We start from the raw sequence: 13,039 nt of genomic DNA, 5'->3' as shown, positions 1-13,039 counted from the left end.
TGTGCTCTTTCAGAGACAGTCTAATTCGCCACTGAGCGAAATATGGTATTGCTAAATCAAGCACTAATTTGGTGTTCTTGTATGGAGGGTTCAATGTGCGCTCTTCTTGACGATTACTATGCTCGCAGGGCTAATGGTGCAACAATGAGGAAGCCCGTTACTCTACTCTTGTTGCTTTAAGATACGAGTTCGGTTGAATATTGAGGGTCACTGACGAGCCGAGACCAGCTCCAATGACTTGCTGCCAGCGGGCGGTAACCGTCGTCGCTGACGAACCTACATGAACAAATCCCTTCATTTTCACAAATGTGTTCGACACCTGAGCACCCAACACGGAAATATTGAGATTGACGGTAGTATTTACATGGTCGCCTACCGCACTTGCATCCTGCGTACGAGCGCCTTCCATTCCAACTCCAAGCACACCAAGCGCACTGACGTTTAGGTTCTCAAAAATAAATCCTGCATCCGAAACGGCACTTGAGAGATTGATTCCTCCAGATGTTGTCACGCTGGCACCGAGTATGCCGTTGCTCGAAATACTCAAGTATCCGACAATTTCAAACTCCCATGTCTCATTCGCACCGACAGTAAACACGAGATTGTTATCGCTTACTGTCGAACTTACTGAGGCAAGTGCAAGGGTATTGACCGTTATCGACTGTGTTGCGGTTTTGCGTCTGAAGACGATGGCTCCGAGCCCACCACTCGATAGGACGAGATATGCCCACTGGCTTCCGTTGTAAGAATAAAATCCAGTGAATTATCAGTTTGGTAGATCAGTAAGCCCGTTGCAGGTGACGCAATCGCATCGGGGTTCGATTGCGTCATCCGTGGAGCAAGCACTCCCTGCGACGACGAACTCAGATCGAGTAATGCCGAAGCATTCGGTGTCGACGGCACTGAAGAGACTCGTGGCCTTACGCGGCGTTCACTGGTCTGGATTTCTTCTCCAACGGGGCTCGGAGTAACCCCTAAGCTCGTAAAATGACTTGAGGTCTCAAAAAAAAAGCCACAAGTGACCCATACGGCACTTGTGGCGTGACTTGCAGAGAACGGCCGGTAAGAGTTAGCCGCTCGCACTCTATGTAACAGTACAATAGGGATATCAGTCTGCTGCGCACGAATATACGACACCGGATCGACTAGTACAAATCATAGGTGTTTCGGTTATCGATGTGCACATACGTCGCTTTACTACCTGAAGGTATTTCCGACACCGCATCTGCTGCAAGTAAGAGTGTTGTAGTTCCCCTCGGAATATAGCTGACGAATCTTCTCGAAGCCAAGAACTCGCAAACCTTATTCGGCAGGGATTCAATCATGGCCCCGAGATTCTGCTGTTGTCTCGTGCACTCCTCGATCTCCCAGTTGAGCCACAGACGCAATCCAATCCCTTCAAAATAATCGCCTCCGAACGTATTCTGTCCTATGTATATCGCATCGGAGGTGATTATCTCGAATGTGATTCTATCATCGGCGAAGTTCGAGTTTCTTTGTAACGACTTGCGATCCGGCTTGGGCTCTTATAAAGTACAGCCCGTCGTCAAGGCCACTGTTCCCAACTTGAAATGACTGCATAGGTTTGTCGTTGGCCCCGTCGAAGAGAGTCTGTATTACCCTACCTAGTACATCGAAGATGGCTACTTTCATCGATGTATTCAGAGGTGCAAAGATATTTACTGTAGTGAAGTCTCGATACGGGTTAGGGTAAATATCTATACTCATTGGCACAATACTTACCAGCGATGGTTTGGTACTTGGAACCTCCTTTTTATAACTGGTCTGTGTCGAATCAAGGGGCGCCGGAATATCAAAGATGGTTGTATCATATACCAACTGGTGTGATATATCCAGATTGTCATTCGGGGCTGCTTGATTAAAGCCATGTCCAATTGTATAACTCTCCAGAGAGAGATATACAGAATCGTTTGTAAATACTGGGGGAACAACCTGAGTGCGCTTCTCGGATTTACTGTACGGTACGGATGAATGGAATTGCCCCATCGCGTATTCAGCCGAGTCCAATGTCCAAACGAGATCATTTGTAGACTTCTTTCGAACCACAAGTCTGAACCCAAGTGTATCCGCAACCGATTGAACACATGGCATTGCATACATCGTATCACCTTGGTGAAAGCTTCCGACCCGAAAGAGCGCACTGAAATTAAGCGTATCAAATGGCATAAATACAGTGCCATCCGATCGATATCCGCCCGCACTCAGACCGCCATTCCCATCGCGGATCGTATCTTCCCAGTCCCAGCCATGCCAATCCAATGTTAAGGCTGAGAATCCCAAGTACCGTCGAATGTCTACACTTGTCGTCTTAGCGACAAAGACACTCGGGCAAGCACAGAATATAGGTTTGACGATCAAGGTCTGAAAGCGTTTGACAGTATCAACTATGTTATTTAACGGAAAACTGTATTGCGTCAAATGAACCGCATAAGAGTTACTATCGTCCATAAGAAGATCGTCTCTAAATAGCAACGGCTGAAGTACGCCATTAAATCTTGTACGAGGTGCCATTGCTGGTTCAAGCGATGTTTCGGGCATCGGCACGATTTGCCACTTGGGGATGGTATTCAAACCATAATTCCCAAAATGTGCTAATCGTATAGTATTATCAATAGGGCTGTTCCATGCCATTCGTACTTCGTCCTGCCAGATAGAATTACTTCCTTCCACTGCTTGCGGTGGACCAGGGATAGGATCCGCCGCAGTTATCACTGGGGATACACTTAGTGTATCGAGCAGTGGAATTGGGTAGAAATTACTCTCGAAACCAAAGAATGAGGTAAACTGTGACCATTTCCCTTGAACCGGCCGATCACGCAATACAGTGTAGTGCCTCCTAAATAAACCACTATCGAGGTTGTCATGCATTACTGCTGGCGGAGTTGACTCCCAAACAACATATACATGTCGTTTTTGAGTTACGCTGATACACGGGAAATGATGTTCGCAGTAGGGCATCCCATTTGAGATGTTTTTCATCCCAACGGTTCCTATTTGCGTGGGATTTACATTATCACTGTGAAATGCTTTAACGAAGTAAATATCTGACGAAATACCTTGTCCTTCCTCAAAGGCAATATAGCATGTATCGACTGGAATTCCAACCACACCAGAGTCAATCTGTTGCATGTGGGAAGCCAGTGATATAAACTTAGTCTCAAATTTATTTGCAGCCCAAAATGAATTCTGTGCAACAATTTGTCCAAGGCTATTTACAATTGCAATTTTCGCTCCCATAGTTGGGTGGCGCCATGAAACCCAAAAGGATAGCCCTTGGCTCTTTGATGGCACAATAGCCGGAGCTGCTTTCAATTCAGAAAATGTTTTGTACCGATCGAGCGTATCGGAAACCGGATAATTCAACGGGGAAGCACCCGGCCCATAGCGGAATATGACATACGTTGAATCCTTCGATGGTCCCGCATTATCAAGGGTGTAGACGAGTCCAACCCCAGGTCCGCCTGGGTATACGCACACTGCTGGTGTATGAGATAGACCAGAACTGTCGATCACTACAATTTGTGAATCTGCCAATTGGAGCATCTTATGAATATTCGGATCTGTAGTATCTTTTTGTGGGTATGATACTGCTATTCCATTTCGATCTTCTGTCGCATACGTAATGGAGGGTTGTTGCGTGTTATTTTCACTTGAGCTCAGATGTCCGGCATTATTATAGGCAATCGCGCTTGTACCGCGACCTGTAGTCATAAAACTGAAGACTGGATACAGACGGAATAGATTACCCTGGCCGGGGGCGAATTCGACAGGAACCGTTGTCAGGGTAGATGCATCAATATTTGAGAAAAAGTCTGTATGTTTTTTTGTCCCTAAGTTTAAAAGTCTCATCGATATACCTTTATCCCCATGTCGGAATGCGGGAGATACATTTGTATATGCATCTGGATTAATCGTGAAGCTACAGATGCGTGCATCCACAGCGCCAAGTAACGTCTCCGTATTGGGATAATCAGTGTTATCTTGCGTTAAGATGAAATCGCGCCAAATACCATCGTGGTCCGGGTCTGTGTTTGGCTTGAATTGAATAGGCCAGGTACGTTGGTTTGCTAAAATAAATGAGAAGCTAAATGGATCGCGGATTACAGGATCTTTAAACAACGCCAGTTGAAGGTGGGTCTTCTTAATATCATCAAACGGAGCTTGGTCATCCTTAACAAAGTGGTACTCAAACGATGTATGTTGCGGTGATGTAAATTCGATATTATATGCGTAAGGAAGTACGGGGTTGGTCCTTATCGACTTGATCGGAAACTTAGGTTCTTGATTTAGTTTACTGTCTAGTTCATCAAAACTCCCCAAATCGGAAGCCGTAAACGCACGCTGCCATTGAAAACGAGTGAGGTACGTGGAGATTGCATTAATATCCTTTGTAAGTTGAGTTGCACCTGCCCATTTTTGTTTATAGCCATAATACGTTGGAATCCAAGCATCGATTGAAGGCGCGTCATCATTTGTATGGCGAATTGGTTGTATTGTTAGTGTTTGAGTGCCTGCATCGGTAACATCGTGAGGCTTCCATGTAAGCAAGTCAAACCACCCATCTGGGTCATGATATTCGATATCGTTAGGGTTAGACGGATCTTTTAGTACATTCCCAAAGAATGTAGCAAGCCATTCCTTATGCCCAGGCACTGTACTGCTTGAACAAAGCGGAATACCTTGACAGGCGTGGGTTTCTGATGTAAATTCATACAAGGGTTTCCAGTGCCCCCCCCAGGTGTCATTGGTATTAGGGTTACGTGAATCCGTCCGAATCAAACTACCATCTTCTGCTACAATATGAAACATCTGTTCATCTCCGTTCGAGGTTCCTTTGGATTTAAGCATGAGTTGAACGTCTGTAGAACCTACAGTAAACTGCTTATTCATATAGTCCGTAATCTTATCTTCAGGGACACTGGATGGGATCCATTGTATAGGCGACAATAGCATCCCATCGCTTGTTGCTAATACAGTTGTGGGGTTATCGCATATGTGGTCGGCACTGGGGTCATCGGCGAAATGGATCGGACGATAGGGATAACTGATCCTTTTTGACACGTTTGTTGGTTGTCTCGGCAACAGATATGTATTTAAGATGTCGTTTGTATTGGGATCTGTATTCGCATTACACACCTGAGCTGTTGGATAGGTATCGACAAAGCGAGCCTTCTTGAGCTGTCCGTGGTCATCCTGATATTCCCATCCGTCAAAATCCGTATTCATGTGATTATCGCAGATTCCCATTTGCTCGATGCCGTCGCTTCCCAATGTATTAAAGAAAATACCCTTTGCACCCCAACATAACGCATTCCACCCTTCTGCTCGAATCTCTGTCGATATTGGTGAACGCGCAGAAAATACAAATTTGTCACTACCTCCCCATTTAGGATTATAGAGATCAAATACTGATGCCGGATATAATTGGTCAAAGCGAAATGGACCGGGATATTGAGGGGGATGATTTGGGTCGTGGAATAGCCGAAATTGCTGCTGATATTCAAATAATGGATTCCAAATATTGTCAATATAGTTTTGAGCATTCTGACTAGGAGTCCCAGTAAAACTCGTTAGTGCACTGTAAACAGTTGATAAGGTGAATGCATCTGGACGAGGTAGTCGTACACCACCAATTGTAGACAGAAGAGAATACCATGTCCCGGATGTTGCATCGGCTGCAAGGTTTTGTTTAACAGTATATGCCGCATGCGAGGCCTCTGCATGGTCCCTATCGGATGTCATAAGATGGGCATGCATTGTATCTACATACTTTGAGTATTCTGACTGTTTAAAGGCTGGTAACGCATTCGCATCGGTAGTGGAAGTCAATAAGCCTATGTCGCTTCGCCAGTCGGTCAAGTGCGGCCAATTGCTCCAGCCTGCAACACCGAACCCAAGATCGAGAAAGCTGAGAGATGGGCTTGTTCCTTGGAAATGCCGCATTTGTGCCGATAAGCCGTCACTGGGGAATAATGGTCGAATATCATTGCCAACTTTATCTACAAGACCTTTTTGGTACATGTCGAATATCTCTTGCACAATAACAGGGGCAGGATAGGAAGCGCCGTTCTGATCGTAGAATATACTTCTGAGAAAATGATAGTTTGCCCCAACAGGAGATGATTGAAATGATAATAAATGCCGTCCAAATTTCTTCCCATCCACTGTTGGCTGGTTATTAAACATGTTGTCTATGTAAGCTAATGCTCTGTACGAAGGCCAAATACTTTCACCAGCAGTGGTTAGCGCAGCCAGAGACGGTGGAGGAAGATGTGTATCAGGGTCTGAAGTGTTGGCAACCGTGTTTTGAACTAATTTACTCAATATATTATCTAAGTAACCTGTAACGATCTCATCTGCAATTTTTGATCGCAAAATAAACCCACGCGGATAGATACCGACATGTCCCTTGGAAATCAAGTGGACTTGTATGCTATTAGCTACATATAAATCGTCACCGTCAGTGTGTGTGAGCGGAATCTCCATGTATGGTTGTGGATGTTCATGTTCCGGTGTTTGAAAAGGACATGGAAACATTGCATATTGACGACCTGCAAAGGATGTCAGATGTGTATTGCTCGGAGAATTATTATCCTGATGGAAATATCGATAATCGTCCCACGTCAAATCAAAAGTTCGCGAAACATTCCATGACGGCTGTTGACTTAATGTTTGATACGACACAGGAAATGTGTTTAGTTTTTTAATATACGTCAACTCCACTTTTATTGTATAGAGTGGAATATTCCCATACAAATTATCCTTGAGAGGTGCTTCAGTCCTGTCGTCATCATCAAAATACTCATTTTCATCAAGACGGTAAATAAAATACATCCTGAGTGAGTCGTTTGAAAATTGATGGTCTGCAATAACTTTGTGGCCATTAACGTCAGTTATGAATTCCCACTCATCAGGAAGGCCCGCACTTTCATGGGACAACTGCTGATTAATCTGAGCTTGTGTTGGCTGGATCTGGAAAGGATAGCCTGCTTCATCTTTATTTGTCGGATTCTTTTTACTCAATTTTTGATCAGGTCCGCTTACATGACGAGGCCAATAATAACCCAACGGCTGATCGGGAACAGGATCACCAATGTATGTTGGCCACTCTTTAAATGTGATTGCATCTGTTCCAGATTGAACATCGGATCGACGTATCCACCATTCACCATTAAGTTGACGCATCCCCATTCGATGATCTACCAACTTCCGTTGGGGGGTGCCATTGTTATCTACGACTGTTTCATACCACTTATAAGATGTTTGAGCTTCATCTCCATTGCCGGCCTTTGTAAGCAGTCGTTCAAATGTTTCAAAATCATACTCGCTTGGTGTTTTTATCTGATTATATGGATCGAACTCAGCTCCAAGCGTGAGATAGGTTGATACGAAATATCGTTGTTCTACGCAGGGGTTAATACCTTTTCCTCCCAAGTAGGTTTGGAACCAACTATCCTTTAGACCTTCATAATAATGCAACGTATTGTTATACTGTGAGGTGTTCGTGAAGGGGCGTCGAAATTGCATCTGATGTGCAAGATCAATATGCGTACTACTACCCCATTCGGAACCGTCAATAAAGTAATTCGTATTAAAGCCCGCAAGCAAGTATTTGTTGACCAGTTTGCTTGTGCGCAATACGTCGCGTTCTTGCGTCTCAGCCGGAGTCATGTAGCTATTTGGCTGAAGATCGAGACCGAAGACAAACCCTCCAATTGGGAAGTTGTTTGTCTGTAGCTGACTTTGTGCAACCACATTTGAAAATAGGAGTGGTAAAGCAATGAGCAGAAATACAATACGAGTTTTCATGACCGATAGTGATAGTTGAGACGATATACCCGGCACATACTAACGAGCGATGCTGGCTGTGCCATTGTGTACACCGGCAAAAATACTTTCTATTGAATCCTGTTCTCTACTGGGAGGATACTGGTTTTATATTTGGAAGTGTTCTGAATTGGAATAGACAAAACACCCATTGATCTCCTATGGCATTAACACTAGAGAGCCTGCGTCGAAGACTATCGAAAGTCAAATCTGCTTCAAAGCGAATATCTGCACTCATTGAACTAGGTGAATTCCATCTTCCCCTTGATCCTGTACGGGCACTGGAGTATGGTAAAAGCGCAGTACAACTTATCCAAGAGTCCAAAGATTATTCATTCAAACTGTCGGCACTTTCAATCATTGCCAAATCACAGTACTTACTTTCCGACCACGAAGCCTCCGTCGCAACGTATGAAATCATATGTGATACGTACCGAACATTGAATGATCGTTGCGGTCTTGCTGTAGCATTGTCTGAAATGTCGCAGCCCCTAAAATCATTAGGGGAATATAGAAAAGCGATTGAATGCCTGGAGATATCATTAGCGAACCAGCAAGAGGATAAGCCTTCGAGTCATCTTGCAAGGACATATCATTATCTGGGCAGTATATACCAATTGCTCGCCGACAATATTCGGGCAAAAGACTTCAACATAACAGCGCTCCGCTTATTAGAGACTTTGCCGGATAAATTATTGGAGGCAGAAGTATATTCATCTCTTGGGTGGATCTATAGTGATTTACAAGAATTCCACAGTGCCACCGAGGCGCATACTATCGACCTGGATATCAGTACCGAACTCGGTAATTTACAGCGTCAGGCTGCAGCGCTAGGCAATCTTGGTCAGTTGTATGGCAGGCAAAATGAACTCGATACTTCATTGGAATACTTTGAACGATCGCTGAATATTCAAATCCAAATGGGGCATTCCAACTATCAAGCCTTGACTCATGCAAACATCGCCAATATTTTCGCGATGCAAGGTAAAACAGATGAAGCCTTGTCTCAGATAGAAATTTCGGTAGAATTGGCCACAACATCAAATGATTACTATACAAAGGGGATGGTGTTGTTCGCAAAAGGGTCTCACTTAGTAAATGTCAAGCGATACGAAGAAGGTGTAGACTGCCTGTTGCAGGTACAACAAATGCTTGAGAACGGCATGCAAAACAAGGAAAGATGTACTCTCCTCTATGCCCTTTCTGTAGGGTATGAAGGCATTGGAGACATCCCGGAAGCACTTAAGTACTTCAAATTATTAGATGCAGCAAAGGAATCGTTATTTGCTGAAAAACTGAAACACGAACGCCAAATCGCTGACACAAAAATGGCGCTGCAAATGGCAAGTACCGACAAACAATACTACCAACGAAAATCAGAAAGTCTTGAAGCTAAGAACAGTATCCAAGCACATAAACTGCTTGTCTTCGACGACCAACTTGCGGAGATGAATCGCTATTTACAGGAGATAATCCCGCACATTGAGGCCCTGACCCATTCGTCCGACACAGTGGATCTACAGAAGTCCGTGCAAGCGATTGTACGCAAGATCAAAAAGAATCTATCGAATCACCATGCACGATACCGAGATAAAAAATCCTTAGAAATGCTCGATACTACCTTCCAACAAAAACTTCGAAGGGCATATCCTCTGTTGTCCGACACGGAAGAAAAAATCTGTGGTCTTGTGCGACTCAATCTTGGTTCTGAGCAAATCGCAGACCTGCTCTTCTGTTCCAAACGGACGGTCGATTGGCATCGCTCCAATATTCGAAAAAAAATGCGAATCCCAAACGACACAGAACTACATGCATATTTGGAATCCTTCTTCGCTTCTAAGAACCCTGTTAGTCTAAGTTGAACAGTACTCTAATGACAGGAACGTGGTGCATTAAGAATCTCCGACACTAACTGCTTCTTTCTCTTGCTTGCGTCTACTAAGTGCAACCCGAATGAATTGCTCGCTTATGTCTTATGAAACAATAGAGTATGATGACTCCTCTGGATAGCCATATAAATATTATTAGCAACGACCCCCATGATTATTCCTTAGGTTGATTATCTCACACTTACATGTTCTTCATCATAATGTGGGGCAATTTCCGATACCGCCTCTGCCGCAAGTAAGAATGTTGTCGTTACCCGCTGAATATCGCTGACGGATCTTCTATCTCCCAAGAACTCACCCACCTCATCCGGCAGAGATTCGATCATGGTCCCCAGATTCTGCTGTTGCCTCGTGCGCTCCTCGATCTCCCGGTTGAGCCGCAGCCGCAGTGCCATCCCCTCGAGATAGTCACCCTCGAACTCCTTCGGTGACTCCGCCCGAGGATGCAGCCTCTTCCTCAGCGGCACCGGCTCCAGCAGTACCCGCTTCCCGTCGATGATCGTATAGTGACTTCCCGCGATCGTAACGATCTCCATCGTCGTCCCAAGGTTGATCTCGACCGGGACTTTACAGTATACCCCGTCTGTGATCCGTACCTGCCGCCGGTTCACCTTCCGCCAGACCGAGCTACTGAAAAGCAACTCCGCCTCCTTCGGGGGATACACGGCCTGTTCCAATGCTGGTGTAAACATCTCCCACCGCTTCTCGCTTGCATGCTCCGGATGACGGGACGTATTGACCTTCATGAGCCATTGTGCGAGTAACCGGTTGATCTGCTTCAGTGTAAAGATCGTCCCTCGCTTGTAGGATAAGAACAACTCCGTCTCGAAGTCCTCCTTGATATAGCGGATCATTCTCTCTACTTTCCCACGCGCCTGTTTATTCGACCCCGATAGCTTGTTCCCCTCGGTATCGCGGATCGTCGAACCGAGCACATGACGAATCCCGAGTTTGCGTATCCCCGAGCGGAACGAGGCATTGCGAAACGCAGACCCCCGGTCGGTGTAGAGTGTCCCCGGTTGCCCCTGCAGTAGAGGGAGGGATTCGATCTCTCCCGTAGCGGTATCCACCCGAGTTTTCTGCATACAGGTCTGTAAGAGGAAATGCCGTGCTAATGCGGCACTTTCCCCCTTGACGAGGTAATACCGGGCATAGGTGACTCTCGACGCGTCATCGACGGATACCGCGATCCAGACCCGCTCCGATCTCGCATTGGCTCCTTTTGCCGTTGCCGTCCTGAGATACGATACCCCGTCGTTGATGAAATGCTCCAGATACACACTTCGTGAAAAATCCATCTGGATCATGGCCAGGGGTTCCGTTCGTTCGAATCGGGTAAAATAGCTCTGCGCCTTGTTCTTGAGCCGCTGACGTCGGATCGAGGCCGAGATCTGGTGGTAGGTGACATCCTCGGGGAGCTGTTTCCCCTCCTTGAGCACTCGTATCGCTACCGAGGTGGATGCCATCCGTGTATTGGAGGCATGTTCGATCTGATAGTCCCAGACGAGCTTCCCGAGCGTATTGAAATAGTCGATCCTCGTTTGTTCTTTCCCACTGAGCGAGCGAGGCCGCAGGTGTAGGTTCAACACCCGCATGAGGGCTCCGTAGGTGTATCCGGTCGACCGACAGGCTCGTTCGATGACCCGTTTGCGTTCGGGGACGGTCTGCGCTCCCAGATAGGCGCTACGGATACGCTCGATCTGGATGGGATCAATCGTTCGTCGTGGCATAGCGCTTCCTGTGGCTGACGGTTCGTTCCTGCTTCCATTGATCGTAGACCTCACTCGTGATCCGTTCGAGTCCGAGTCGTCTGCCGAAGCGGTGGAGCTCCTTCACGGTGGTGACGATCTGGGCCGAGGATGGGAGTTGCTCGAGTGCATGGATGACCGGCGGATCGAAGATCCCGTATGATCCCGCAGCGGCGGACTCGATGATCCGCTCGATGTCGTCCCTAGTGAGGGGGCTCGTTACCTCGATCACGATCGAGGTCGTCTGGAGCGAGGAAACCGGGGTTCCCCGTTCGGTGATGCAGAGGATCGAGGGAACGCCCAAAGGCCGGCGGTCTACCGTATGCTCGGAGAGGATCGAGAGGATCTTGAATGCCTTCCTTCTGAGGATCTCGGTATGTTCGAACAACAAGACCGGGACGATCCGGTCGTGATGGAGCTCCTTGAGGAGCTTTCCGAAGTAGAACTGTACATGGGACAGGTTCGGGGTGGTCGGCCAGCCGAACTCCTGCAGGACTTGTCGCATGACGTTCTCCGGGGTCATTTTATCGCTGACCGGGAAGGTGATGTTCGGCAGGATATGCAGGGTATGATCTTCGGCGTGGGTTGGCGCGACGATGTTCGTCCCTCGTTCGAAACGGATGAGGGAGTCGAGGAGTGCACGGATGGCGGCGGATCGGCCTCGCAGTTCGACGTTCTGGCGGTTCTTCAGGGCCGTGCGGATCTCCGTGGAGAGTAACGAGGAGACCGAAGGGTGGTGTTGTAGTTGGTGAGGCGGCTGATGTGATCGTTGGTGTGCTGTCATGATAGCGGTTGTGTAGTGAAAACTGGGGGTTCGGGGGTGCCGAATCGCCCAAATTGTGGCTCACACAAGCGCTTTTTGGACCTTTGGTTCGGGTTATCTGAATACCAATATGATTGCGGCCGTTATCGAGGATCTCGATCCGAACTGATGGTTCGGGAAGACAGGAATGCATGTGCAATAGGTATGGGAGGTATTACTTCTCCCGCTTGTAAGAATCCTCGATCCACAATTTATAGGGAGCAACGCCTAATGCTTTGGCGATTTTGAAAAGGCTGTCAATGCTGGCATTCTGTACACCTCGTTCGAGCCGACCAAGATAATCGTTGTGCATTTTTGCTCGCACGGCAAGTTTTTCCTGGCTCCAATCCAGTCGATTTCGATACCCCCTGATGTTGTCCCCGATGATCCTTTTTATATTCACGGGGGCAAACGTACCTATATTTGCAGTATAGCAGTACGACTCATGAGTCGGATTATATATGGGAATAGTTTACCACCCCTGCTGTTTGAATCAGGGTAGTAAATTCTGCCCTACATACTGCGATGCTTCCCCCGCCGCTTATCACGGTCGAGGGTACTATTAGTACAACGGGATTGGACTCCCATTTCAACGAAAGACAGAGACAATGAAACGCACAATCATATTATTTCTCGTTGTCGGCCTCGCAATCGGCAGCACCGCTGCCGGGCAGACGACACCGGGCCAACAGTCGAATTCACAAATCACACCTCAGGGGGATACTACGAGCGGGTGGAAGATTGTCTACTCC

Annotated in this window: 6 protein-coding genes; 1 reads left to right on the top strand and 5 read right to left on the bottom strand. The window is 46.8% G+C overall.

What is annotated here, in order from left to right; genetic code table 11:
- Nucleotides 1-157: 157 nt before the first annotated feature.
- A complete protein-coding gene (locus tag JSS75_13385; GenBank protein MBS1904693.1) occupies nt 158-598 on the bottom strand; it encodes a hypothetical protein in 441 nt (146 codons plus the stop codon).
- Nucleotides 599-1,473: 875 nt separating this feature from the next.
- Nucleotides 1,474-7,830, bottom strand: coding sequence for a T9SS type A sorting domain-containing protein (locus tag JSS75_13380; protein MBS1904692.1), 6,357 nt, complete (start codon nt 7,828-7,830; stop codon nt 1,474-1,476).
- Between the two features lie 179 nt (nt 7,831-8,009).
- Between JSS75_13380 and JSS75_13375 the strand changes: the two genes are divergently transcribed.
- Nucleotides 8,010-9,710 carry a tetratricopeptide repeat protein gene (locus JSS75_13375; GenBank protein MBS1904691.1) on the top strand — a complete coding sequence of 567 codons (1,701 nt, stop codon included), beginning with the start codon at nt 8,010-8,012 and terminating at the stop codon, nt 9,708-9,710.
- Between the two features lie 197 nt (nt 9,711-9,907).
- Here the strand turns inward: JSS75_13375 and JSS75_13370 are convergent, their stop codons facing one another.
- From JSS75_13370 to JSS75_13360, 3 genes are all read right to left on the bottom strand, one after another.
- Nucleotides 9,908-11,467 carry a transposase family protein gene (locus JSS75_13370; protein ID MBS1904690.1) on the bottom strand — a complete coding sequence of 520 codons (1,560 nt, stop codon included), beginning with the start codon at nt 11,465-11,467 and terminating at the stop codon, nt 9,908-9,910.
- Nucleotides 11,448-12,269, bottom strand: a complete 822-nt coding sequence (locus tag JSS75_13365; protein ID MBS1904689.1) for a hypothetical protein — start codon at nt 12,267-12,269, stop codon at nt 11,448-11,450. The genes JSS75_13370 and JSS75_13365 overlap by 20 nt, the downstream gene beginning before the upstream one ends.
- Before the next feature lie 193 nt (nt 12,270-12,462).
- Nucleotides 12,463-12,690: a helix-turn-helix transcriptional regulator gene (locus tag JSS75_13360; protein MBS1904688.1), complete on the bottom strand. Its 228-nt coding sequence runs from the start codon at nt 12,688-12,690 to the stop codon at nt 12,463-12,465.
- Nucleotides 12,691-13,039 lie beyond the last annotated feature (349 nt).

The sequence above is a fragment of the Bacteroidota bacterium genome (genome assembly GCA_018266755.1).
Lineage (GTDB): Bacteria > Bacteroidota > Ignavibacteria > Palsa-1295 > Palsa-1295 > JAFDZW01.
The sequence above is the reverse complement of the archived record's forward strand: the minus strand, read 5'-3'. Positions and strand labels throughout refer to the sequence as shown.

Excerpts from the sequence above, each read along its gene's own strand:
- JSS75_13370 (MBS1904690.1), bottom strand. The coding sequence starts at position 11,467 with ATGCCACGACGAACGATTGATCCCATCCAGATCGAGCGTATCCGTAGC.
- JSS75_13365 (MBS1904689.1), bottom strand. The coding sequence starts at position 12,269 with ATGACAGCACACCAACGATCACATCAGCCGCCTCACCAACTACAACAC.
- JSS75_13380 (MBS1904692.1), bottom strand. The coding sequence starts at position 7,830 with ATGAAAACTCGTATTGTATTTCTGCTCATTGCTTTACCACTCCTATTT.
- JSS75_13375 (MBS1904691.1), top strand. The coding sequence starts at position 8,010 with ATGGCATTAACACTAGAGAGCCTGCGTCGAAGACTATCGAAAGTCAAA.